Here is a 25,493-nt window from a genome sequence, read left to right on the forward strand (position 1 = left end):
ATGCGACGATTAAAAGTAATTATAAGCTATGATGGTACACTTTTTTCGGGCTATCAGGTACAGCCAGGGGAACGCACAGTGCAGGCTGAGCTTGAGCGTGTTCTAGCCATTATGCATAAGGGAGAACAGGTTAAGGTAACTGCAAGTGGTCGTACAGATGCTAAGGTACATGCGACAGGGCAAACAGTGCATTTCGACACACCTCTTGCCATTCCAGCAGAAAAATATAGTAAGGCTTTGAATGTGCAGCTGCCAAGAGATATTCGAGTATTATCGGTTGAGGAAGTGGCACATGACTTTCATGCACGCTACGACGTGGCTGGAAAAAGATATCGCTATATTTGGTCTTGTGAGCCTATCCAAAGTCCATTCCGCAGATATTATACTGTGGAGACAAATGGGGTCAAACCTAACGTAGAGGCGATGCAAGAGGCAGCTAAGGCTATTATTGGTACACATGACTTTTCTTGTTTTTGCGCGGCGAATACAAGCGTGAAAGATAAAGTACGCACAGTAACATCGTTACAATTTGAATGGCATGGCGAAGAGCTACATATGGTGATTGAAGGGAATGGCTTCTTATATAATATGGTACGTATTATTGCAGGTACTCTTTGGGAGGTTGGGATAGGTCGACGTAAGATTGACAATGTGTCCCAGGTAGTTGCTTCAGGTAATCGTGATAAGGCGGGAAAAACCGCTCCACCACAAGGGCTATACTTAGAAAAAGTGTTCTATTAGTGGCGTTCTACAATTCTGAACAACTTCACCAGGTGTTTAATGAAATTGCTTGACTTTAAAAGTCATTCATTATATGATAACAGATGGTATTTTCATTACCACCACAAATAAGCCCCGAAACTTATAGTGTAGTCTAATGAAAAATAACGGTAATCGAATCGATTAGGAGGATATATACATGCGTACAACATTCATGGCTAAAGGTCACGAAGTAGACCGTAAATGGTTAGTAGTTGATGCAGAAGGCCAAACTCTTGGACGTTTAGCTTCTGAAGTAGCTGCAATCTTACGTGGTAAACATAAACCAACATTCACACCAAACGTTGACACAGGTGATCACGTAATCATCATCAACGCTGACAAAATCCATTTAACTGGTAACAAATTAGAGGGTAAATTATACCGTCACCACACTCAATTTGCGGGTGGTTTAAAAACACGTACTGCTGGTGAAATGCTAGATAAGTACCCAACAAGAATGATCGAATTAGCAGTTAAAGGAATGCTTCCTAAAAACTCTTTAGGTCGCAAAATGTTCACTAAACTTAATGTTTACACTGGAACAGAGCATCCACATGCTGCACAAAAACCAGAAGCATACGAGCTTCGCGGATAATATAAATTAAGAGGAGGATATTACTTTGGCACAAGTTCAATACATCGGCACTGGTCGCCGTAAAAGCTCTGTAGCTCGCGTACGTTTAGTACCAGGTACAGGTAAAATTGTTATCAACAAACGTGAAATCGAAGAATACGTACCATTCGCTGCATTACGCGAAGTAATTAAACAACCATTAGTAGCTACTGAAACTACAGGAAGCTATGATATCCACGTAAACGTTAATGGTGGTGGATACACTGGTCAAGCTGGTGCTGTTCGTCACGGTATCGCTCGCGCTCTACTTCAAGTAGACCCAGATTTCCGTGCTGCATTAAAATCAGCTGGATTACTTACTCGTGATTCACGTATGAAAGAACGTAAAAAGCCAGGTCTTCGCGGCGCTCGTCGTGCACCTCAGTTCTCAAAACGTTAATATCAGCATTTTCAAACCCTGCCCCATTTTTATGGGACAGGGTTTTTTTATGTTTGAAAACGTGCTAACTGAAAAAACTATATGAAACATTATAAAATCCTTCAAGCACGCCCCTTTCAGAACTTGAACTTAAACTTGAACTTAAACTTAAACTTAAACTTAAACTTAAACATCTACCCCAAGACTCTTTCTACTTTCGAGGAAAGAGTCTTTTTGTCATTCCATCATAAAAAGCAATCTGTGAAGTAACCTCAAAGATTGCTTAACGTTATTTCTTATGAAACAGCTAATTCCGAAGTGAGGACATCTAGAAAAGTATGAAAAAACCTCCTATAGTGTTAACTGTTATTTCGTTCGGATGCTGCTTCTTTTAAAATTTGCTCAATCTCATAAAAGCCTAGTTTTATTGCATGCTGTAATGGTGTAACACCATCTCGATCTCCAATAGTTATATCAGCACCATGATCCACCAATAATTGTACAATTTCTTGATGTTTCTCCCCGCCATTGCCTAGTATGACTGCCTCCAATAGAGCTGTCCAATGCAAATTATTAATGTGATTGACATGAATGTCTGAATGATTAAGTAGCTCTCGGACCACCTCAACATGTCCCCGTTCGGATGCAGGGATAATGGCAATTCCACCAAAGCGATTAGTTAGCTTTGTATCTGCCCCTGCAGATATAGCAAGTTTAACGATTTCTAAATAGCCTGATGCCCCTGCATGTAAAAGTACGTTCTCAAGGTTATTATCTCTAATATTAATATCAGCACCATGTTGAATGAGCACCTTCACAGTATCCACCTGATTATTATAAGTTGCAGCTAAGACAGGGGTTCTTCCATACCGATCCGTTGTATTAATATTGATGCCATTTTGCAGAAGTACTAATACTTTATCAGTATCACCGTTCGCTGCTGAAAGTATTAATTGATCATTCATTTTTCCACCCTCTTTTCTTTAGTTAAAAGGCCAAATGACTAGTGGTATATCACTGTAGCCTACTTTTCCGTTTATACAAATATGGTAACACGGAGTGAATTGTACGAGTACTATTAAAAAGATAGCTAGGCTTAGCTTTTTCCTATAATTAATAATGTTGAGATACTCGTTTGTGAGAAGTGTCGTTCACCTATAAATTAAGTATATGTAAAAAAATAAGTATCTTTTTTACAAAACTCACTATTAGTGTGCAGATTTAATATATATTAAAAATATTTTCGTATAAGTTTATGTTTTTTTAAGAAATTATTTAGAGGGAGTTTAACACTCCACTTTAATATAGTTTTTAGAAGGTACAACAAACCTTTCATTTTAAAAAATGGTCATTATGGGTTTGAAGTAACTCAAAATATAAACTAACCGACGGAGGTAAGTAGGTATGAAAAAATTATTAATAGTATCTGTTGCAGCAATTGCATTACTTGCAGCATGTCAAGATAAGGAACCTGCAAAAGGCAATACGACGAATAGTGAGGAAGTTAAAACAGAAAGTGCTGCAACAGATAATACTACCAAAGAGCAATTAACAAAGGGACAAGAAATGGCTAACATTCTAAATAGTACGAATTGGCAAGGTACAAAAGTTTATGATCAAGCTAACAATGATTTAACTGCGGAGAACGCAAACTTCATTGGCTTAGCAAAATATGATGCCCAGACAGGTCATTATGAATTCTTTGACGTGGCTACAGGTAAAAGCCGTGAGGATAAAGGGACATTCTTTATCACAAATGATGGGAAACAAAGAATATTAATTTCCGAATCAAAAAACTACCAAGCAGTTGTCGAGATCACTGAGCTCAACGATAGTATCTTTACTTATAAGAGAATGGGTAAAGATGCTGCAGGCAATGATGTAGAAGTATTCGTGGAACATATTCCATATAAAGAAAAAGAACTGGCATTTACTGATTCCGATAAAACGTTAGATGCTTCTACAGGTCAAATTGTTACAGACGTTGACGGAGATAAAATTCTCGCTGATACACTGTGGCATGGAACCGTTGTGTTAGATGAAGCGGGTAATGATGTAACAGAATTCAATTCAAATTTCATCAGCATTGCAAAGTATGACGCAAATACAAATAAATATGAGTTCTTTAATCCTGAAACAGGTGAAAGTCGTGGAGACTATGGTTACTTTAATGTCATTCATGATAATAAAATAAGAGCGCATGTTTCTGTCGGTGATAATAAGTATGGTGTAGCTCTTGAAATTACAGAAATCAACGATAAGAAGTTCACGTATAAACGAACAGGTAAAGACAAAGATGGCAATGATATAACTGTATTTGTAGAGCATGAGCCATATACAGGTGAATTCAAACCTACTTTTACAAACCAATAAAATTGTTCTTCCTCCCTTAATATAGAAGAAATTGAAAACTCTCAAGTTTGTGACTTGGGAGTTTTTTTTACTTTCTGGCATAGTTCATCCACTAATTTCGTACACTAAATGTAAAAGGGTGGTGTATATGGGTGAAGCGCTGGCTTGCACTAGGAGTAATTATGCTTATGAGTATAGTGGTCGTGGCATATGAAACAAATGCTTCGGACCGTAACTTCTTCTTACCGGACCCACTTGGTGGCATAAAAATTGTCATTGATGCAGGGCATGGTGGTGAGGACGGAGGAGCTTCAAAGGGCGAAGTGATTGAAAAGGATATTACACTTGCAATTGCTCAGCATGTAGAGAAGCAATTAAAGAAAAAAGGCGCAACGGTTATAATGACACGAACAAAAAATGGTGATGTAATCGATGAGCATGCGCCATCAGAAAAATATGGAACAATGAGAGAACGGAAAAAGCAAGATATCTTCCTAAGAAAGGATATCGTGGAAAAGGAAAAGCCTGATGTATTTATAACGATTCATGCAAATGCCATACCTGAAACAAAATGGCGTGGCGCACAGGTATTTTACCATAAGGAAGGACATGCTGACGGAGAGATTCTTGCCAAGAGTATTCAACAATCCATTCGCACTAATTTAAAAAATACAGACCGTGAAGCATTGTCTATTAAGCAAATCTATTTATTGAAGAAAGCGGAAGTACCTGCAGCTTTAGTGGAGACTGGTTTTATTAGTAATGATGAGGAACGAGCATTATTAGTGGACAAAAACTATCAAGAAAAAATGGCAGATGCCATAGTTGAAGGTATAGAAGACTATTTATTAGCCAAAATTGAGTAGAGCAACATCTACAACGTAAATCAAATCATTATGATATACTAATATTGAGACAATATAAGGGGAGTGTTCGTCGTGATTACTGAACAACAAGTACGAGAAATACTGGGACAACTACAAGATCCATTTTTACATAAATCGCTTGCAGAAACAGATGGTATTACGAACGTAGCAATAAAAGAAGAAAAAAATCATGTCAGTGTAAAAATTGCCATTGCTAAACTGAATACACCGGAACAATTACAACTACAAATGAAAGTTGTTGAGGTGTTGAAAGAAGCAGGTGTAAACACGGTTGGTATTCGTTTTGAAGAACTATCAACAGAAAAATTGCAAAGCTTCCGTGGCACAGCAACAGAGTCGGAAGCACAAGATATTTTATCTCCATTAAGCACAGTCCAAGTAATTTCAATTGCTTCTGGTAAAGGTGGAGTTGGTAAATCGACAGTATCAGTTAACTTAGCTGTTGCTTTAGCTCGTCTAGGAAAGAAAGTCGGCTTAATTGACGCAGATATTTATGGATTTAGTGTACCTGATATGATGGGTGTAACGGATATGCCTAAGGTAGTCGATAATCGTATTTTCCCAGTAGATCGCTTTGGGGTAAAAATGATTTCAATGGGCTTCTTTGTAGAAAATAACGCACCGATCGTATGGCGCGGACCCATGCTTGGTAAAGTATTAGATCAATTCTTCCGTGATGTTGAGTGGGGTGAATTAGATTATCTATTATTAGATTTACCTCCTGGCACAGGTGACGTTGCATTAGATATCCATCAAATGTTGCCATCATCAAAAGAAATTGTTGTAACAACTCCACACCCAACAGCAGCATTTGTTGCAGCTCGTGCAGGGGCAATGGCGCTTCAAACAGACCATGAAATTTTAGGAGTTATCGAAAACATGGCTTGGTTTGAATCTAAATCAGGTGACCGAGAATTTGTCTTTGGGCAAGGAGGAGGACCAAAGCTAGCTGACGAACTACGTACAGAGTTGCTTGGACAAATCCCGCTTGGGCAACCAGATTGGACAGATGAAGATTTTGCTCCTTCTGTATACGCTGAAAAACATACAACAGGACAAATTTATTTAGACATCGCGACGAAAATCATCGATAAATTAAATAAATAATAAAAAACGGATTTCCACCAGTTTTATGGGGAAATCCGTTTTTACATTACCAAGGTTACTCGGTACTTTTTTGTCCCTTATCCGATCCGCCACCACTATCGCCACTCGCTTCTTTCTTATCGCCACTTCCTGATGAACCTGCTTCGCCACTTTTCTTAATAAGTTCCTGCCATTTAGATTGCATTAAAGGGCTTTCGATCGTTTCCTTTACAACTTCCTCCATTTGCTTGCGCATATTGGATGATTTAAGGATAGTCTCCAACTGCTTTTGCATATCGGGTTGCCCGAAAAATGCCTCCATATCCTTTTGGAAAGTCGGATCTTTTATTAAGTTCTTCATAATATCCTGTTGCTGTTTTTGCATACTTTTCGCAACAGTTTCTTTAAACTTTGGATCTTCAAAGGTTTTTTTCCAAAAGTCTTCTGCTTCCTTGGAAAGTAAAGTTTCCTCGGTAGCCTTTTTCACTTCATCATGCTCTAAAATCAAGAGCTCACGGAAACTCGGCTCTTCTAAAAGCTGTCGCAATGCCTTTTTACCATCCTCTGTTTGTAAAGAGTCAATCATGATTTTTTTTATTTCATCATAGGACATGGTAGAGGTTTTATCTTGTGAACAGGCAGAAAGAAAAAGCATTAGAATCAGTAATAAGGTGAATTTTCGCATCGACAATCAGTCCTTTCTCTAGATAGACTCTTTCAATTATTGTTCACATTTCTCAGGACTTTATGTATTGGTTAGGATGAGAAATAGCTTTTTTAACAAGGCATTGATAAAATAAGGACAGATATATTGAGAAATTGGGGGACTTTTAGTTGTGACGATACGAAATTGGGCAAAGTTTTTCTTCTTTGCAATGCTCGTTGGTGGTGCAGTCAACGGAGTTTTTAGTTTATTTATTCGCTGGGAATTCTTCCAACCATACATAGCAAACGGTCAATGGGGTGAGTTTTTCGCTGGACTTTTATGGATGGTTTTCTTAGGGTTTACAATGAGTGTTATAGCGCAAGCTGGCTTTTTTGCTTATTTAACACTTCATCAGGTAGGTGTTAATATTTTTAGAACACTGACATTATGGAATTGGGTACAGCTGGTATTAATTGCCATAACGATTTTCGATATAATTTTCTTCCGCTTTATTCCTGGTGTGAAGGATGGGCAAAGCTGGTTGTTCTATGTAGGATTATTAATTGTCCTCATATTTGGGGCAATAGCAACAGCTGTTCAAAAAGTAAAATTAACAGGGAAAAAACATGTAATGATTTCGGCACTATTCTTTATGATTGTCATTACAACGTTGGAATGGACAATTGCATTGATGGGTCGCGACGAAAATATTAATGAGTATGTTGCGCTTTTATTATTCCCATTATTGGCGGTTAATGCGTATCAATTATTAGTATTACCTAAATATAATGCAAAATCCGATGAAGATCGTCAAAAATTAGAAGCACGACGTAAAGCTCGTCGTGAACAGGCTAAAAATGCATAAGGAAAAAAAAGAATTGCCTCACTGAAGTGGAGGCAATTTTTTTATGGCGCTTTTTTAGTTTGAACCTTATAACCGAATATATTTTCTTCAATCGACATAAACTTATGCTGTTGTATTAGCATGTTAAGCTCTTTAAAGGATATTTGATTATTTTGATGGAGCGGGAAAAAGACAAAATCACCTTTTTGTAATTTTGGAGTTTTCTCACCTTGCCAAATAAGAGAAGGAGATAATAAATTCATTTGTTGTTGGAATAAGGCTTTCTGTAAATCCTGTGAATATTGGTGATTTCGGGTAGCAAACCATAAAGGTCTTTCTTTTAAATATTTTTCATAAGTATCAATATCCTTTTGGATGAGCGCAATGTCAACGGGTTCTTCTACTGAATCATCAGGCCCAAGTAATCCTGTAGGCAATTTGCGTTGTTGGATAATTTTTAAATGATCGGGTGACCGTTTTATCCAATCAGCATCTAAAAGTAGAAGTGGATAAGGCTCCTTCACCGTTTGGAGCCATTCTAATAGAGAGTCATCAGAGAAAGAAATCTCTACAATAAGAGATGTGCCATAATGTCCCTTCGTGACCACTACTGGTGCATTCGCAATATTAAATACAGAAATCATCGTTGAATTTATAGGCTTTAAAAAGGCAAAGAGCGTTACGATTAAAAGCAGTGAAATCAACGTTTTACGGACCATAATGATAACCTCGTTTCTAAAATTTAAAATAAAAAATGAATCTCTTTAAAAAAACTTATGATTTAGTGTTGACTTTCATGAATAATCGATGTTATTATGTATAAGTCGCCAAGAGGTGACAACGAAATAAAGAAACATGAACCTTGAAAACTGAACAAGCAAAACGTAATCAATAAAGTTTTAAGTAACTAGCTTCGGTTAGTGAACAAAACAAAAATTTTGGACATCAAACATGATGCCAGCAAAACAATTTGAGCTAATCAAATTTCTTTTTTTCTTAAGTTTATTCTCGTCTCCCGACATCGTTTTATTTCCTGTCAGAGGCCAACGACGGCCATACCCACAGCAATAAATACAGAGATGATGGCAAAACCGGCCAGGAACTTGACGTTTTTGGTCATCATGTACATGACCGCACCGACCAGAACTTCAGCCAGAACAACCCATTTAACAACACTGGAGTCCTTACCGAAGGTCGCCTTAACCGTGGTGTTACCACTTGCCATCAGGTCCTGACCACTGCTGCCGGCGGCCATCGCCAGCTGCGGGAAGAACATCATCAGAACAGCAGCCGGGATCACAGCGCGAGCCAGGCGAAGCATATTCAGACGAGTGAATTTAGAAAAAAACGACTTCTTTTTGACGGGCGCAGAAACACCCTGAACACTTAAAACGGCGTCCATATGATTCCTCTGTTTAATATTGATAGTGAAAAATAAAACTCTTTATATATCGTCTATGCTTTCAGCTTCCTCCTTTACTAAAGATGCATTATAAAAGTCTGGAAAACGATTGAGATGATCTTTTAGTCTAATGAACACCTCATTAGTTTTTGTTCTTCCGCTACGATCTCTAGCTGCTAAAAGTTTCTGATTAGTTGTCTCATCCAGTATTAATAAGACTTTGTTACCCGGTGCGGCTCTGGTTCTCCCTCTGCTCACGTTTCCTCCGCATAATTACTTGAGATAATAAAATATAATCATATAAATCATCTTTAATGAAAACAAAAATAGAGTAAATTATATTAACAAAAACGGGAACCAATGGTTCCCGCAAAGTAACAATAAGTTAACAGCCTATCTTCCCAATATTTCTTTTACTTTAGCATATAAAGGAAGTATCTTTTCTGTTCTAATCATTTCATCCAACCAGAGATCTCTAGAACTAAATCCATGTCGTTTAAATAATTTCATGGTTTTCTTCTTTGATTTAGACACAGTGATGTTCATCTTTGCTGATGAATAATGATGGCTAAACCCTATCAGATATGGCTCAATGCCTACATATTCATCAGATAGTACAATTAATTCATTGGTGTATTTAGACACAACAAACGATGACAGATTATCATTTGCTACCCAAATAAATCTCCAGATAAAGAAATAGCCGCATGGTGTGATAACACTTTCTATGATCACACTCCATAACATATTATTAAGTAATATGTCATTATTACAATTTACACCATAAACTGAAGAGCATGATTCAATCTCTGCTCTGGATAACTGTAATTTACATTCCAACGTTAAACTATCAAACCATTCATCACATGAATTAAATGACGATCTGATAAGTTTTTCAAAGCGGTTATTTTCCTGAATAAAAGAACCATCCTCGAAGCGGACACATACTGGATATTTTAAAAACGAAATAGCCTCTCCAAGACTATGAGGGAAATGCAATTGACTGATGAGTGCTCTTTCTCTACGATCCATCGCACACATAGGAACCTCCTCTAAGGATTCTATGGACAGTCGATGCAGGGAGTGGCTGCTCCCTGCATCGGCGATTTTCAGTTTCAATTTTTAACGTGGCATTAACCACATAATCAATATACTAATTATTCTGATTATTGTCATCAGTTTGATACCATCAAAAACCATGATATTTGAACAAAGTCAAAATTTATTTCACTTTATTCATCATCATTTTTTGGAAAGAACCTTTCCATCTCAACCGACACCTTCTCTCTGATATCTTCAACCATATTGGCATATTCAAACTTCGGTTTTCCGGAAACATGAGGGCTAAGAGACTCAATACCTAAAATCTTTGCCACCGTTGACTGCGTTTTTACAACACACTCAAGAAGAAGTTTATTAAACTCTGCCTGATTAAACGCTGATTCTTTTCGTTCCATCTGCGCTTCATAAACTCGCAATCCTAACTCAAGCAACATAGAGGCAATGCTTGAATAACTAACATCTTTCTCTTTTGCTCCCTCTGCTCGCCTTTGCACAGCAATAGCATTTATTTTTTCAGACACATGGTCATTAACATAAACCTGAATTTTGGCCATAACACACCTTATTCACCTTCCTAAACAAACAATATATTTTCGTGCTCTCTATTCTGCACCTTATGACGAATCGCCATTAGATTCATCATACTAAAATCACGATTCACTATACGAATCAGCAATCATCAAATGACGAATCTAATATAGATTCACGCGCCAAGTAAATAGATGTTTTCAAAAAAAATAGTCATTACTGAATCATTGACAATTCGTGATAGATTCACTATCGAATCTATCACGAATCTCTGCAATATAATTCAAAATTATATAATATAAATACAGTTCATTAATTACATGATTTAAAACACAAATCAGCAAAAACTTGTTTTTGCGTGGGGTGTGGTGCTTTTGGTGGTGAGAACCACCAACCTGTTGAGCCTTTTTGTGGAGTGGGTTAAATTATTTACGGATAAAGTCACCAGAGGTGGAAAAATGAAAAAATGGATGAAGTCTAGTGATGATGGCAAAGAGGTCACACCCGTTCCCATACCGAACACGGAAGTTAAGCTCTTTAGCGCCGATGGTAGTTGGGGGCTTCCCCCTGTGAGAGTAGGACGTCGCTAGGCAAACAAAACAGTCAGCTGTGTGCTGACTGTTTTTTATTTTCTCTTGATAACTTTTAACTTTACTAAAGAGTTTGTTCTAATGTGTTTTTGAATTTAAAAAATGCAAATAAATGCCTCGAAAATGTAGTTAATTATTTGTATTGTTTATCTTAATTGTTGTTTGTTAAAAATCTGAATTGTCTTTCTTTTATAAGTTCCTTGACAGTAGCAGTCCACGTTGTTAATCTTACAATTAATATTCTTTTAACTATAGGAGGAAGTTACGAAAATGTGGGAGACTAAATTTGCCAAAGAAGGTTTAACTTTTGATGATGTATTATTAGTACCAGCTCATTCCGAAGTACTACCGAAAGATGTTGATTTATCTGTTCAATTAACACCAAAGATTAAATTAAACATCCCAATGGTCAGCGCAGGTATGGATACAGTTACAGAGTCTAAAATGGCGATTGCTATGGCACGTCAAGGCGGTATCGGTATTATCCATAAAAATATGGGGATTGATGAGCAAGCTGAACAAGTAGAAAAAGTAAAACGTTCTGAAAATGGTGTTATTACAAACCCATTCTTCTTAACTCCGACACATCAAGTTTTCGATGCTGAGCATCTAATGGGTAAATACCGAATCTCTGGTGTTCCTATTGTTGATAGTATGGAAAATCAAAAGCTAGTAGGAATTATTACAAACCGTGATTTACGTTTTATCTCTGACTACTCTTTAAAAATTGAAGATGTAATGACGAAAGAAGATTTGATTACAGCTCCAGTTGGAACGACTTTAGAGGATGCTGAAAAAATTCTTCAACAATATAAAATCGAAAAGCTTCCAATTGTAGATGAAGAAGGTAGATTAACTGGACTTATTACAATTAAGGATATCGAGAAAGTGATTGAATTCCCGAATGCTGCGAAAGATACACATGGCCGTTTACTAGTAGGCGCAGCAGTTGGTGTATCAAAAGATACGATGGTACGTATTGAGAAGCTTGTAGAAGCACAAGTTGACATTGTTGTAATCGATACAGCCCATGGTCATTCAGAAGGCGTATTACAAACAATTCGCTCAATCCGTGAGACTTACCCTGAGCTAGAAATCATCGCTGGTAATGTTGCTACAGGAGAAGGCGCACGTGCATTATTTGAAGCAGGAGCAGATGTTGTTAAAGTAGGTATCGGTCCTGGTTCTATTTGTACTACACGTGTTGTAGCAGGTGTAGGTGTACCACAAATTACAGCAGTATATGAATGTGCTACAGTAGCTCGTGAGCTAGGTAAAACAATAATTGCTGATGGTGGTATTAAATACTCTGGTGATATCGTCAAAGCTCTAGCAGCTGGAGGCAACGTTGTAATGCTTGGTTCACTTCTAGCAGGTACATCTGAATCTCCTGGAGAAACAGAAATCTTCCAAGGACGTCGCTTTAAAGTTTATCGTGGTATGGGTTCTATCGGCGCAATGGAAAAAGGCTCTAAAGATCGTTACTTCCAAGAGGATGCAAAAAAATTAGTACCTGAAGGTATTGAAGGCCGTCTTCCTTATAAAGGACCATTAGCTGATACAATCTACCAACTGATTGGTGGTATTCGCGCTGGTATGGGTTATTGTGGAGCTCCACATCTTGAGCACCTACGCGAGAATGCACAATTTGTTAGAATGACAGGTGCTGGTCTACGTGAATCACATCCACATGATGTACAGATTACAAAAGAATCACCAAACTATTCCATGTAATATATTACTTGCAACTTTTATGCTTTCGCATCGTCTACAAAGATGGCGCGAGAGCATTTTTTTATGGTAGAGAGTCAACACGTTTGTTGTTATCTATGATAAAATGTCGAGGACAAGATTATTTTTTGGAGGGCTTTAAAGGTGAAAAAGAAAATGAACACCGTATTACGCTTACTCCTAATTCCTGTTTTATTATTTAGTATTTTTGCAGGTATTCCTGCCAATGCAAATGCGGAAACAGATTTAGGATTAACAGTGGATGCTGCGATTTTAATTGATGCAGATTCAGGGAAAATTTTATTTGAACAAAATGCAGATACTTCACTAGGTATTGCAAGTATGACAAAGATGATGACTGAATACCTGTTATTGGACGCGATTGATGCAGGGACAGTTAAGTGGGATCAAGAATATCACGTAACAGATTATACGTATCGTATGTCTCAAAATCGTGCATTAAGTAATGTACCTTTACGTAGAGATGGCACTTATACGATTCGTGAGCTATACGAGGCAATGGCAATCTATTCAGCAAATGCAGCAACCGTAGCCATTGCTGAAACGATCGCAGGTTCTGAAACTGAATTTTTAAAGTTAATGAATAAAAAAGCAGAAGAACTTGGTTTAGAGGGCTATAAATTTGTCAATGCTACTGGTCTTAATAATGCTGATTTATTTGGTATGCATCCATCAGGCACAGGACCAGAAGATGAAAATGTGATGCCTGCAAAATCTGTAGCAAAATTAGCATATCATTTATTAAAAGATCACCCAAAGGTATTAGAGACATCTAAAATTGCAAAAAAGACATTCCGTGAAGGGACAGAAGATGCAATTAAAATGTCTAACTGGAACTTTATGTTACCGGGGTTAGTGTATGAATATCAAGGTGTAGATGGATTAAAGACAGGTACAACAAACTTTGCAGGTCACTGCTTCACAGGTACTGCAGAGCGCAATGGTACTCGTTTGATTGCAGTTGTAATGAAGGCTGTTGATGCAAATGGACAAGGGTCCTATGAAGCTCGCTTTGATGCCACAGCGAAATTATTTAACTACGGCTTTTCACAATTCTCAAAGCAAGAAATTTTACCAGGGAACTATACATTCAAAGATCAAAAAACAGTTAAAGTGACAAAAGGTAAAGAAGACAAAGTATCGATTGCAGTAAAAGAACCAATTTCATTTATGATTAAGTCTTCTGATAAAGACTTATATAAACCTACATTGGTTTTAGATAAAAAGAGTTTAGAGGCAGACGTTAAAAAAGGCACTGTTGTAGGAAAGGTCGTTATTGAACGCACAGAAGGCACAGATTACGGCTTTATCGATGGCAAGGATATTTCATCCGATGTTGTCACAACAGAGGCTGTAGAGCGTGCTAGCGGTATCTCATTGTTCTTCCAAGGTGTAGGTAACTTCTTCGGTAATTTATGGGGTGGCATTACAGACTTTGTTGGTGGATTGTTTTAATATTTAAATACGAGCACATGAATGTACGTAAGCATTCATGTGCTTTTTCACATTTTTACACGCTATAGCATACGCTAATAGGCGAAAGGATGTGGCTAAATGTGTGGTATTACAGGCTGGGCTAGTTTTCAAAAGGACTTAAGAACAAGTGACACAATAGTAAAATCGATGACGCAAACATTAAATAAGAGAGGGCCAGATGATGAAAATATTTGGTGTAGTGAGCATATTGCATTTGGCCATCGACGGTTGGCTGTTATTGATTTAATCGGTGGCAAACAGCCAATGAAAAAAATCCATGATGGTTTGAACTATGTCATTACATATAATGGCGAACTTTATAATACAGAGGAGCTACGTAAGGAACTTCAAAAAAGAGGGCACAGCTTTACAACACAATCGGATACTGAAGTACTATTAACTGCCTATATTGAATGGAAAGAGCAGTGTGTAGAATTTCTAAATGGTATTTTTGCCTTCGGTGTTTGGGATGAGCAAACGCAGTCTTTATTTTTGTGTCGAGACCGACTAGGCGTAAAACCCTTGTATTATACAGAGCAACAAGATGGTGTACTTTTTGCATCTGAAGTGAAGGCTCTGCTAGCACACCCTACGGTTCAAGCATGTGTAAATGTTGAAGGGTTGGCAAGTATGATGGCTGTAGGGCCTTCTAGAGAGCCAGGTAAAACCCTTTTTCAAAATATTAAAGAATTACGACCTGGCTATGCTATGCGATTCTCTAGAGAAGGAGGTTTAAGAAGTTGGCCGTATTGGCAGCTACAAAGCCGTAGACATGAAGAAACATTAGGAGAAACGATTGAACATGTTGGTTTTTTGTTAACGGATGCTATTGAACGTCAGCTAGTTTCGGATGTACCCATTTGTACGTTTCTTTCAGGAGGACTAGATTCCAGTATTATCACAGGCATAGCAGCAAATAGATTCCAACAGCAAAGCCAGCAATTGCATACGTATTCTATTGATTATGAAGACAATGAGCGCTTCTTTAACCCACATTCTTTCCAAACCTCCACAGATACGTACTGGATTCAAAAAATGACAGAAACTTTCAAGACAGCTCACCACGCAGAGGAAATCACCCAGCAACAGTTAATTGATTTATTAGTAGAATCGGTCATTGTTCGCGATTCCCCAGGTATGGCAGATGTGGATTCCTCGTTATTATGGTTTTGTCGGGAAATAAAAAGGGAATTTACTGTAGCGCTATCAGGAGAGTGTGCAGATGAAATTTTTGGTGGTTATCCATGGTTTAAAGATAGGACTACTGGTTTCCCTTGGATACGTTCATTGTCTGAAAGAAGTGCATTACTCCAAGAGAAGTGGAACAACAAATTAAAAATTGAAGCCTATGCACAACAACTATATACACAAACAATAGCTGAAGTTCCTTTGTTAGATGGAGAAGGTCTAGCAGAGGCAAAGCATCGCGAAATGTCCTACTTAAATATGCTATGGTTTATGCAAACATTATTAGAGCGGAAGGATCGTATGAGTATGGGGGCAAGTTTAGAGGTACGTGTCCCTTTTGCAGATCATCGGCTTGTAGAATATGCCTGGAATATTCCGTGGGAAATGAAGAATTTGGATGGAATAGAAAAAGGATTACTTCGAAAATCAATGGCACATCTATTGCCGAATGAAGTGTTATATCGTAAAAAAAATCCTTATCCAAAAACATATCATCCTGTCTATACAGCAGGAGTGCAAAAATGGTTGAAGGAAATTCTACATGATAAAAATTCAATCTTGCATGAACTATTTGAACGACAAAAGCTTGCGGAGTTAATTGAATCGGGAGGTAGCTCTTTTAAGGTTCCATGGTATGGGCAGTTAATGGCAGGTCCCCAGCTTTTAGCTTATCTAGGGCAAATTCATACTTGGTTTGAGCATTATCAAATTCAATTAATTGAGACTTAATATAAAATGACCCATCTACGTAGATGGGTCATTTTTTTGTATGCTCCAGCAATCCATCAACTGCTCAATGGATGATTCGATTGCTTGTACGGGAATCCCTCCAAAACCTAATAAAAATTGAGCTTGTGAAGATTCATAATGATCTAGTCTATAGGCTGATAATGGATAAATACCGATCTCTGCTTGAGAGGCGAGCTGTTGTAATTGTTTTTCTGAAAATGTGTGTTGAACCTCTAATAAAATATGCATACCCGCTTGTTCACCAGTAATGTTAATGGATGATGAATATTTTTCTAAAATAGAAGTTAATTTATCATGTTTTTTACGATAAATTTTACGCATACGATTGAGGTGCTTTGCAAAATGCCCATCACCCATAAAATTTGCTACAATATGCTGATCAAAACGAGGCACAGTGGAAGAGTAATAATTAAAGACATCGTTATAAGTGGCAAGTAGTTTAGGTGGAAGTACAAAATAAGCTACTCGCAAGGATGGCATTAAAGATTTGGTAAAAGTACTCATGTAAATCACTTTATCGTTTCGATCTAATGCGTGTAGGGCAGGAATTGGTTTTCCAGCATAACGAAATTCCGAATCATAATCATCCTCAATAATATAGCGAGAGGTGCTTTGTGCTGCCCAATTTAAAGCCTGTGCTCGTCTTGTAGCAGATAATACAGCCCCAGTTGGGAATTGATGTGAGGGTGTAATATACACAACATTCGCATTTGTTTTTTCAAGATCATGAATAATTATGCCCTCTTCATCAACTGCAATTGGGTAAACTTTTCGTTTATGCTGGGAAAACATTCGATGGACGGCAGGGTATCCTGGGTTTTCTAATGCAAAGCTAGTGTCCTCACTAAAAAGACGGAGAATCATAGGGAGGAGCTGCTCCGTCCCTGAACCAATAACAATTTGTTCAGGGTGACATACAACACCACGGGATTGATATAAATAATTAGCAATCTCTGTGCGTAAAGACAGTTCACCTTGTGGTTCCCCTGTTAATAATAGCTCCTTTGAGGTATCGTCAAAAAGCTCTTTTGCATACTTTCTCCATGTTTGAAATGGAAAAGCATCGATATCAATAGATCCTGGATTAAAATCGATTTTGTAAGACTTTTTCTTAGGATATTCATTAATGGATGCCATAGTATCTTGTTGAATGTAGGGCAGTTCATCTATTTCTTCTACAAAATAGCCAATACGTGATTTGGACATAATATAGCCTTCAGCTAATAGCTGAGCATAGGCAATTTCAATTGTTGTTTGGGAAATGTTTAAAAAATCAGCTAATTTTCTTTTTGAAGGCAGTTTTTCTCCTACAGTTATTTTTTTAGAAATAATAGCCTCTTTAATACCGTTATAAAGCTGATCATAAAGCGGTTTATCACTATCTCTTTCAAGCTGGAATAAAAGCATATCCATAATCTGAAACCTCCTGACCCTATAAATATTTTGAAAACTGGATATTTTTATATGGTCAATTTCTATTATACTAAACTTCATCATAAAGGTGGAGGTTAGAAAATGAAACAAACAGGTACAGAGCTAGTAAAGCGTGGAATGGCAGAAATGCAAAAAGGCGGCGTCATTATGGATGTCATTAATGCAGAGCAAGCAAAAATTGCAGAAGCTGCAGGTGCTGTAGCAGTTATGGCATTAGAAAGAGTACCTTCAGATATTCGGAAAGCAGGTGGCGTTGCACGCATGGCTGATCCTCGTATTGTTGAGGAAGTGATGGGGGCAGTAACTATTCCTGTGATGGCCAAAGCACGTATTGGTCATATTGTTGAAGCACGTGTCTTAGAAGCAATGGGTGTTGATTATATTGATGAAAGTGAAGTTTTAACACCAGCAGATGAAGAGTACCATTTATTAAAAAGTGAATACACAGTACCGTTTGTGTGTGGCTGTCGCGATTTAGGGGAAGCAGCCCGTCGTATCGGGGAAGGTGCCTCGATGTTACGAACTAAAGGTGAACCAGGTACAGGGAATATTGTGGAGGCCGTTCGCCATATTCGTAAAGTAAATGCACAGGTTCGTAAAGTCGTAGGAATGACAGAGGATGAATTAATGACAGAGGCGAAATTACTAGGAGCTCCTTTCGAGTTATTAAGAGAAATTAAACGTCTTGGTCGTTTACCAGTAGTAAACTTCGCAGCAGGAGGAGTGGCGACGCCTGCCGATGCAGCCTTAATGATGGAACTTGGAGCTGATGGCGTTTTCGTTGGCTCAGGTATTTTCAAATCTGAGAACCCTGAAAAATTTGCACGTGCCATTGTAGAGGCGACTACTCATTATAAAGACTACAAGCTTATTGCAGATATATCAAAAGAGCTCGGCTTGCCAATGAAGGGGATTGATATTGCACAGCTTGGACACAACGAGCGTATGCAAGAGCGAGGTTGGTAGCATGAAGCGAATTGGTGTATTAGCATTACAAGGAGCAGTTCGTGAGCATATACAAATGTTAGAAGCTCTTGGTTGTGAAGCAATTCAAGTAAAACAAAGAAAGGATTTAGGAAGCCTAGATGGACTTGTGTTACCAGGTGGAGAAAGCACAACAATGAGAAAATTGCTGGATCGATTTGATCTGCTAGAGCCAATTCGTGGACTTGCACAGAAAGGATTACCGATGCTTGGTACATGTGCGGGATTAATTTTATTAGCCAAGGATCTAATTGAAGATGAACCACATTTGGCTGTGATGGACGTGACTGTAGCAAGAAACTCATATGGACGTCAGGTGGATAGCTTCGAAGTACAACTAGATATTCCTAAAGTCGGTGTAGGGATTCCAGCAGTATTTATTCGTGCACCTCATATTGAAGCGGTAGGTAAAGGTGTTGAAATTCTTGCAAAACATGATGGGAAAATAATCTTGGCACAAGATGGCCATTTATTGGGTTGTTCGTTTCATCCCGAATTAACAGAGGATACACGAATTCTTGAATATTTTGTAACCTCTATGGTATGACTTGCAAAATTTGTTTTCATATAGTACAGTATGGTTAAATTTTAAATAACTGAACACGATGATGGGAAGTAGTAGCAAGCACGTTTTTTTTAGAGAGTCAGCGGCTGGTGGAAGCTGATAAAAGCACTTGTGAATCCGTCCTGGAGTTGCACAGTCGAAGTGAATGAAGTAGGCTGTAGCCGGCTGAAATGCCGTTATGAAATAAGTGGATTAGGCAGAAATAGGTCTAGTCAATTAGGGTGGCAACGCGGGTAGCTCTCGTCCCTTTTTAGGGATGAGGGCTTTTTTGTGTTCATTTCGCTGCAACGATTTTCCATCATGAAGAAACTATTGGAGGTATGAAGATGTTAGATATTAAACGCGTACGCGATAATTTCGCGGAAATTAAAGAGATGTTATTAACACGTAATGAAGATTTAGGAAATTTAGATGACTTTGAAGGCTTAGATGCAAAACGTCGTGAATTAATTGCCAAAACAGAAGAATTAAAAGCAGAACGCAATAAAGTATCTGAACAAATCTCAGTTATGAAACGCAACAAAGAAAATGCTGATGAAGTCATTGCTCGTATGCGTCAGGTTGGCGATGAAATTAAAGAATTAGATGTACAATTAAATGATGTTGAAGAACGCTTTAAAGATATGATGATGCGTTTACCAAATATCCCACATGAATCTGTACCAGTAGGCACAACAGAGGATGACAATGTTGAAGAATATACGTGGGGTGAAATTCCGACATTTGATTTTGATATTAAAGCACACTGGGACCTTGCAACGGATTTAAAAATTGTAGACTTTGAACGTGGCGCGAAAGTAACAGGTAGCCGTTTCTTATTCTATCGTGGTCTTGGTGCTCGTTTAGAACGAGCATTAATGACATTCATGATGGATTTACATGCAGAGGAGCATGGTTACGAGGAAATGCTACCACCTGTCATTGTTAATCGAGATAGCCTAACAGGTACAGGGCAACTTCCGAAATTTGAGGAAGATGTATTCAAATTAGAGGAAACAGATTATTTTATGATTCCAACTGCAGAAGTACCAGTAACGAACTTCTATCGAGATGAGATTTTACCGGCTGAAGCTTTACCACAAGGCTTTGCAGCGTATAGTGCTTGCTTCCGTTCAGAAGCGGGATCTGCAGGTCGTGATACACGTGGTTTAATTCGTCAACACCAGTTCAATAAAGTAGAATTAGTACGTTTTGTAAAACCAGAGGAGTCATACGAACAATTAGAGCTACTAACAAGTCATGCAGAAAAAGTATTACAATTACTAGGCTTACCATATCGTAAGTTAAAAATGTGTACAGCTGATTTAGGTTTTACTGCAGCGAAAAAATATGATTTAGAAGTTTGGATTCCTGCACAAAACATGTACCGTGAAATTTCTTCTTGCTCTAACTTTGAGGATTTCCAGGCACGACGAGCAAATATCCGCTTCCGTCGTGAGCCAAATGCAAAACCAGAATATGTGCATACATTAAACGGCTCAGGTCTTGCCATTGGCCGTACAGTTGCTGCTCTTCTAGAAAACTACCAACAAGCTGATGGCAGCGTAGTAATTCCTGAAGTTTTAAGACCTTATATGGGCGGTAAAGAAGTAATCGCACCAAAATAAACGACAGATAAAGCTATTTTAGACAATTCCTTTATGGATGTTCTAAAATAGCTTTTTTGTGTTGCAAAAATTGAATTCTCTCATAATTTTTGAAAATTCGTTATAATGGGTAATATTCATGGGGACAAGGGGGAGAAATTCATGGAATTGCAACAATTTGCACAGGCTTTCAGTGAATTTGATAATGTTTTAATTACAGATGATAAAGGCTGTGCAATCTTTTATGATTTAGCAGATTTAAATATATTATTGGAAATCGGCTTAACACCAGATGAATTTTTTCACAGCACTGTGACTGATAATTATCAAAATTTATCACCTGAGACAAGTACTGTCTTTCAAGTCATACAAACAGGGCAGCCAGTTTTATACTATGAACAACAACTGACAACATTGAACGGTTTTAGTTATTTATCACTGAGTTCGACCTATCCCATTATGGAGCATGGAAAAGCCATTGGTGCCATTGAATTTTCAAAACATTTTTATGAAACTAAGCAAATTAAATACTTAGATAATTTCCTGGGACATAAATTATATCGAGATAATCATACAACCTACCGTTTGGAGGATTACATTACAACAAACGCCGAAATGAAAACTCAACTTGAAAAGGCACGTCGTAGTGCTCAAAAAAGTGCACCCGTTTTACTAACTGGGGAAACTGGAACTGGGAAAGATATTATCGCACAAGGCATACACAATGAAAGTGAACGCTATACAAAGCCGTTTATTATTTTGAACTGCCCAACATTGACAGAGGATAATATATTTACGCAGCTATACGGCTCGGACAATGAAGCAAAAAGTGGAAAATTACAGGAGGCTAATGGTGGGACGCTACTCATCGATCACCTTAATTTATTGGATATATCTTTGCAGGCGAAACTTTTACATGCGGTAGATATAAAAGTGTTAAATGGTGAGCCCTTGGATATAAGGTATATTACTACTGTCAATGAAGATGTGGACAAACTATTAGCTGAAAAAAGGCTACGCGAGGACTTATTTTATCGCTTAAATGTTCTTCAAATTGATTTGCCACCGCTAAGATTAAGGAAGGAAGATATTCCATTTATCCTTGATTTTTATATACAATTTTACAATGAACATACACTACAGAAAAATGTAAGCTATTGTAATGAAGTAATTCAGTTATTTTATGCCTATCATTGGCCGGGGAATGTGCGTGAACTAAAAAATGCCCTTGAATCGGCATATAATAATTTGCTTGGGGATGAAATACTTGTTGAACATGTTCCAGAGAGGATTAAAAAAAATGTTCAACATTCAATTCAATCGATCATGCAAAACAACCAATCTGGACATTTACGAGATTTAACGGAAGCCTACGAGCGTCTAATTATAGCGGAAAAGTTGCGTGAAACTGATGGACGATTAGCGGAAACAGCTAGACGTTTAGGTATATCTCGTCAATTACTAAAATATAAGTGTTTAAAATATGAATTGTTGTAAAAAAAATTTTACAAAAAGGGGATAAAAATTTATCTCCTTTTTTCGTGTTATTAAATTTTTTATTATTTAGATAAATCTTCTGTAAACGATTATAAAGGGGTTGAGGATATGTCTAAAGTTGTGCAGCATACGATAATCGTGGGGCTAGCCTTATTTGCTATATTTTTTGGTGCTGGGAATTTAATATTTCCGCCATCCATAGGAAATAGTGCAGGGGAATCATGGATTTCCGCTCTGATGGGCTTTAGCTTAACGGGTGTTATTTTACCTGTGCTTGCGGTGTATGCAATTTATAATACTGGGGGAACTGTGGAAGCGCTCACAAGACCAATCGGAAATTGGTTTTATAAAGCCTTTAATACGGTCATGATGGTTTGTATTGGGATGGTTGTCACAATACCGAGGATGTCAGCAACAACTCATGAATTAGGAGTATCACAAATTATTCCGAACGTACCTTTAATTGTGTCAGTATTAGCATTTTTCGCGATTTGCTTTTACTTTGCGATGGACCAATCAAATGTGATCGATAAGATTGGCAAATGGTTGACGCCTGTTCTTGTTCTTATACTTATTATCCTCATTGGTAAAGGGGTATTAGACCCAATAGGAGCAGCAATTAATACAGGAGCAGAAAGGGTTTTTGCCAACTCCATAATAGCAGCCTATCAAACAGGGGATGTGGGAACAGGTATTCTTTGTGCGCCAATCTTTTTAGCAGCAATAGTAGGCTATGGCTATAAAGGGAAACAATCTAAAAAGGTCGCGCTTGGTGGAATGGCTATTGCTGCAATAGGGTTAATTGCAGTATATGGTGGCCTGCTCTATTTAGGGGCTACAAGTAGTGGCATCATCACAAATCCGGGCAGTGATACAGAACTATTAGCGGGCATTGCCTTTAGTGTCATTGGTAATTTGGGTAAAGCGTTACTAGCTATATGTGTTGTTTTTGCCTGCTTAACATCAGCGATTGGCGTCATGGTCATATCCTCACAGTTTTTAAATGAACTAACAAAAGAGAAGCTTGGCTATAGAACGTGGGTCTTTATTATGTGTGTAGTAGGCGCAACTATTGGCTCCTTAGGTGTAGGTGCCATCGTTGAAATTACATTGCCGATTTTCTTGGTAATTTATCCAGTCATTATTGTACTTGTGCTACTGGGAGCCTTTGATCGTTTTGTACCAAATGCAGGAGCCTATAAAGGAACTGTCCTATTTGCATTTCTAGTAAGCGTCGTTGAAACATTTGCTAGCTATGAAATTACGATACCTGGTGTGACACAGTTGGTCATGCATTTACCATTACAGTCTAGTGGGTTTGCTTGGATCGTGCCATCTATTATTGGCTTTATTATCGGTACTATTTTGCATAGGGTACTGAAAGCAGAAGATCCTGAAAAATCTACTTTTGGTATGGAAGAAATAGGAGTTGAAAAATGATGAAAATTATTTGTAACGCAAAGATTTATACGGCAGATACTAATCAGCCATCTGCAACGGCTATGGTAATTGAAGAAGGAAAGGTACTTTGGATTGGACAACAGGAAGATTTACCTCCCTATCAGGGAGAAGTAATAGATGTACAAGGAAAGCTCATTATTCCTGGGATTATTGACGCTCATATGCATCCCATTATGTTAGCGGATGTTATGGAACAAGTGGCTTGTTTACCTCCATATATTTATTCTATTGAGGATATAATTAATGCATTAGCAAACTATGATGCAAGTCAGCGGGGATGGCTATTAGGCTGGGGCTATGATGAAGGGAAACTAAAGGAAAGAAGAGCGCCTTTAAAAGAGGACTTAGACCGTGCCTCTACAGAGTTACCTGTCATTGTTATGCGTACATGTGGTCATATTATATCGGTTAATAGTAAAGCATTAGCAATCGCAGGTATTACGAAGGATACGCTTGATCCACAGGGTGGACAAATCGATCGGGATGAAAATGGAGAACCTACAGGCGTACTGCGTGAAAATGCACGTAATCTAGTACTACAGCATTTACCTACACCATCTGAAGAAGAGATTGTCAAAAGGCTTCTAAAGCTATCACAAACTTTGGCATCCTATGGTGTAACAAGTATTACAGAATTAATGGCCACGGTAGCACCTATTGATTATTTAGGCCTGTATCGTAAAGCCCGAGAAAAAGGTTTTAAGCAACGCGTAGCAGTTTATTATATCTGGGAGGATATTCAACGATATGAGCTGTTGACAGCAAATACTATTGATCGTTCTGCAGGAGCCTATATCGGAGGCATTAAGCTATTTTCGGATGGCAGTGTTTCAGGCCGTACAGCACTTGTTTCTGAGCCATTTTTGGGAAGTGATGAAAAAGGCATAGCGATGACTTCGAAAGAGGAGCTGCTAGCGGCTGCTGCGGTAGCAAAAGAATATGGTATTCAATTAGTGGTTCATGCAATGGGGGACAGAGCCATTGATCTAATTGTCGACACATTTTATGAGGAAAAGGCTTGGTTAACAGATGCACCGTCTGTTCGTATTGAGCATGCAGCCATGCCATCTAAAAGTGCCTTGCAAAAAGCTGCTGAATGGGGGATAGGCTTTGTGCCACAACCCATCTTCTTATTTTGTGAAATTGAGAGTTATTTAGAGAATCTAGGGCTAGAAAAAACACAGACATTATATGGTGTACAAACATTTCTCAAGAGGGGGATTGCGACAGCGCTCTCTTCAGATGCACCTGCTACATCATGGGCAGAAGCAGCTAATCCCTTTGTGACGATACAAGCAGCCGTTACACGAACAGCTTATGATGGCACAGATTTAGGCGCCGCAGAAAAAATCTCTGTAGAGGAGGCATTACAGCTATACACAGTTGATGCCAAGACGATGATTCGTATGGAGAACGTTGGTCAGTTAAAAGAGGGCTATGAAGCTAATTTTGTTGTACTAACAGACGATTTGCTGACGCTTTCACATAACCAGCTTATGCATGTAAAACCATTCGCTACATATATCGAAGGAGAATGTGTTTTTACACAATCCACTATTCAAGCTCAATAAATTAGTTATGAAGATGGTCGCTGCTACGACATATTTCATATATATCGCCATTCCCTTAAATATTAAAGAAGGTGTCTC

Annotated in this window: 23 protein-coding genes, 1 rRNA gene, 1 pseudogene and 1 other annotated feature; of the genes and pseudogenes, 17 read left to right on the forward strand and 8 right to left on the reverse strand. The window is 38.1% G+C overall.

Going from position 1 to position 25,493, the window contains the following annotated elements:
* From truA to rpsI, 3 genes are all read left to right on the forward strand, one after another.
* Complete coding sequence (gene truA, locus QH639_RS17490; protein ID WP_131521822.1) at positions 1-741, forward strand: tRNA pseudouridine(38-40) synthase TruA; 741 nt, start codon at positions 1-3, stop codon at positions 739-741.
* A gap of 178 nt (positions 742-919) precedes the next feature.
* The gene (rplM, locus tag QH639_RS17495) at positions 920-1,357 is read left to right on the forward strand and encodes a 50S ribosomal protein L13 (RefSeq protein WP_004233742.1); all 438 of its coding nucleotides are present in this window, start codon (positions 920-922) and stop codon (positions 1,355-1,357) included.
* Between the two features lie 25 nt (positions 1,358-1,382).
* Complete coding sequence (gene rpsI, locus QH639_RS17500) at positions 1,383-1,775, forward strand: 30S ribosomal protein S9 (protein ID WP_004233744.1); 393 nt, start codon at positions 1,383-1,385, stop codon at positions 1,773-1,775.
* 338 nt (positions 1,776-2,113) lie between these two features.
* On the opposite strand, the gene QH639_RS17505 is transcribed toward rpsI, so the two are convergent.
* On the reverse strand, positions 2,114-2,719 hold the full coding sequence (locus tag QH639_RS17505; RefSeq protein WP_237898895.1) for an ankyrin repeat domain-containing protein: 606 nt from the start codon (positions 2,717-2,719) through the stop codon (positions 2,114-2,116).
* A gap of 541 nt (positions 2,720-3,260) precedes the next feature.
* On the opposite strand from QH639_RS17505, the pseudogene QH639_RS17510 reads away from it, so the two are divergent.
* The 3 genes and pseudogenes from QH639_RS17510 to QH639_RS17520 form a co-directional block, all read left to right on the forward strand.
* Positions 3,261-4,127 (forward strand): annotated as a pseudogene (locus tag QH639_RS17510) (DUF4822 domain-containing protein); the annotation flags it as partial.
* A 131-nt stretch (positions 4,128-4,258) separates the two neighbouring features.
* The gene (locus tag QH639_RS17515; RefSeq protein WP_004233756.1) at positions 4,259-4,972 is read left to right on the forward strand and encodes an N-acetylmuramoyl-L-alanine amidase; all 714 of its coding nucleotides are present in this window, start codon (positions 4,259-4,261) and stop codon (positions 4,970-4,972) included.
* A gap of 72 nt (positions 4,973-5,044) precedes the next feature.
* Positions 5,045-6,100: a P-loop NTPase gene (locus QH639_RS17520; protein WP_004233758.1), complete on the forward strand. Its 1,056-nt coding sequence runs from the start codon at positions 5,045-5,047 to the stop codon at positions 6,098-6,100.
* A gap of 55 nt (positions 6,101-6,155) precedes the next feature.
* Here QH639_RS17520 and gerD read toward each other — a convergent pair whose 3' ends face one another.
* Positions 6,156-6,764, reverse strand: a complete 609-nt coding sequence (gene gerD / locus QH639_RS17525) for a spore germination lipoprotein GerD (protein WP_131521825.1) — start codon at positions 6,762-6,764, stop codon at positions 6,156-6,158.
* 151 nt (positions 6,765-6,915) lie between these two features.
* On the opposite strand from gerD, the gene QH639_RS17530 reads away from it, so the two are divergent.
* Positions 6,916-7,590, forward strand: a complete 675-nt coding sequence (locus QH639_RS17530) for a KinB-signaling pathway activation protein (RefSeq protein WP_131521826.1) — start codon at positions 6,916-6,918, stop codon at positions 7,588-7,590.
* 41 nt (positions 7,591-7,631) lie between these two features.
* Here the strand turns inward: QH639_RS17530 and QH639_RS17535 are convergent, their stop codons facing one another.
* The 5 genes from QH639_RS17535 to traM all read right to left on the reverse strand — a co-directional run bounded on the left by QH639_RS17535 (position 7,632) and on the right by traM (position 10,587).
* Entirely contained in the window at positions 7,632-8,288 is a 657-nt protein-coding gene (locus QH639_RS17535) for a hypothetical protein (protein ID WP_131521827.1), read from the reverse strand.
* A 317-nt stretch (positions 8,289-8,605) separates the two neighbouring features.
* Positions 8,606-8,971 carry a type IV conjugative transfer system pilin TraA gene (traA, locus tag QH639_RS17540; RefSeq protein ID WP_000340282.1) on the reverse strand — a complete coding sequence of 122 codons (366 nt, stop codon included), beginning with the start codon at positions 8,969-8,971 and terminating at the stop codon, positions 8,606-8,608.
* A 42-nt stretch (positions 8,972-9,013) separates the two neighbouring features.
* Positions 9,014-9,229 carry a conjugal transfer relaxosome protein TraY gene (gene traY, locus QH639_RS26535; RefSeq protein ID WP_001352842.1) on the reverse strand — a complete coding sequence of 72 codons (216 nt, stop codon included), beginning with the start codon at positions 9,227-9,229 and terminating at the stop codon, positions 9,014-9,016.
* Positions 9,230-9,364: 135 nt separating this feature from the next.
* Positions 9,365-10,003: a conjugal transfer transcriptional regulator TraJ gene (traJ, locus tag QH639_RS17545; RefSeq protein ID WP_242647605.1), complete on the reverse strand. Its 639-nt coding sequence runs from the start codon at positions 10,001-10,003 to the stop codon at positions 9,365-9,367.
* 200 nt (positions 10,004-10,203) lie between these two features.
* Positions 10,204-10,587 (reverse strand): conjugal transfer relaxosome DNA-binding protein TraM, encoded by a 384-nt coding sequence (gene traM, locus QH639_RS17550; protein ID WP_001063020.1) that lies wholly within the window; start codon positions 10,585-10,587, stop codon positions 10,204-10,206.
* A gap of 450 nt (positions 10,588-11,037) precedes the next feature.
* Here traM and rrf point away from each other — a divergent pair.
* The 4 genes from rrf to asnB all read left to right on the forward strand — a co-directional run bounded on the left by rrf (position 11,038) and on the right by asnB (position 16,296).
* Positions 11,038-11,153: ribosomal RNA gene (rrf, locus tag QH639_RS17555) — 5S ribosomal RNA — on the forward strand.
* A 268-nt stretch (positions 11,154-11,421) separates the two neighbouring features.
* Positions 11,422-12,885 (forward strand): IMP dehydrogenase, encoded by a 1,464-nt coding sequence (gene guaB / locus QH639_RS17560; protein ID WP_281114859.1) that lies wholly within the window; start codon positions 11,422-11,424, stop codon positions 12,883-12,885.
* 141 nt (positions 12,886-13,026) lie between these two features.
* The gene (locus tag QH639_RS17565; protein WP_131522626.1) at positions 13,027-14,358 is read left to right on the forward strand and encodes a D-alanyl-D-alanine carboxypeptidase family protein; all 1,332 of its coding nucleotides are present in this window, start codon (positions 13,027-13,029) and stop codon (positions 14,356-14,358) included.
* A gap of 99 nt (positions 14,359-14,457) precedes the next feature.
* On the forward strand, positions 14,458-16,296 hold the full coding sequence (asnB, locus tag QH639_RS17570) for an asparagine synthase (glutamine-hydrolyzing) (protein ID WP_131522627.1): 1,839 nt from the start codon (positions 14,458-14,460) through the stop codon (positions 16,294-16,296).
* Between the two features lie 15 nt (positions 16,297-16,311).
* Here asnB and pdxR read toward each other — a convergent pair whose 3' ends face one another.
* A complete protein-coding gene (gene pdxR, locus QH639_RS17575; protein ID WP_082148118.1) occupies positions 16,312-17,730 on the reverse strand; it encodes a MocR-like pyridoxine biosynthesis transcription factor PdxR in 1,419 nt (472 codons plus the stop codon).
* A 102-nt stretch (positions 17,731-17,832) separates the two neighbouring features.
* On the opposite strand from pdxR, the gene pdxS reads away from it, so the two are divergent.
* The 6 genes from pdxS to QH639_RS17605 all read left to right on the forward strand — a co-directional run bounded on the left by pdxS (position 17,833) and on the right by QH639_RS17605 (position 25,415).
* Positions 17,833-18,717, forward strand: a complete 885-nt coding sequence (pdxS, locus tag QH639_RS17580) for a pyridoxal 5'-phosphate synthase lyase subunit PdxS (protein ID WP_131522629.1) — start codon at positions 17,833-17,835, stop codon at positions 18,715-18,717.
* Between the two features lies 1 nt (position 18,718).
* On the forward strand, positions 18,719-19,282 hold the full coding sequence (gene pdxT / locus QH639_RS17585; RefSeq protein WP_237898975.1) for a pyridoxal 5'-phosphate synthase glutaminase subunit PdxT: 564 nt from the start codon (positions 18,719-18,721) through the stop codon (positions 19,280-19,282).
* A gap of 49 nt (positions 19,283-19,331) precedes the next feature.
* Positions 19,332-19,551: a binding site (T-box leader), on the forward strand.
* A 75-nt stretch (positions 19,552-19,626) separates the two neighbouring features.
* Positions 19,627-20,907: a serine--tRNA ligase gene (gene serS, locus QH639_RS17590; protein WP_131522631.1), complete on the forward strand. Its 1,281-nt coding sequence runs from the start codon at positions 19,627-19,629 to the stop codon at positions 20,905-20,907.
* Between the two features lie 141 nt (positions 20,908-21,048).
* Positions 21,049-22,383 (forward strand): sigma 54-interacting transcriptional regulator, encoded by a 1,335-nt coding sequence (locus QH639_RS17595; protein ID WP_281114860.1) that lies wholly within the window; start codon positions 21,049-21,051, stop codon positions 22,381-22,383.
* A 108-nt stretch (positions 22,384-22,491) separates the two neighbouring features.
* The gene (gene brnQ / locus QH639_RS17600) at positions 22,492-23,823 is read left to right on the forward strand and encodes a branched-chain amino acid transport system II carrier protein (protein WP_281114861.1); all 1,332 of its coding nucleotides are present in this window, start codon (positions 22,492-22,494) and stop codon (positions 23,821-23,823) included.
* Positions 23,820-25,415: an amidohydrolase gene (locus QH639_RS17605; RefSeq protein WP_281114862.1), complete on the forward strand. Its 1,596-nt coding sequence runs from the start codon at positions 23,820-23,822 to the stop codon at positions 25,413-25,415. Before brnQ ends, QH639_RS17605 begins: the two co-directional genes overlap by 4 nt.
* Positions 25,416-25,493 lie beyond the last annotated feature (78 nt).

The sequence above is a fragment of the Lysinibacillus sp. 1 U-2021 genome, from assembly GCF_029916965.1.
Taxonomy (GTDB): Bacteria; Bacillota; Bacilli; order Bacillales_A; family Planococcaceae; genus Lysinibacillus; species Lysinibacillus capsici.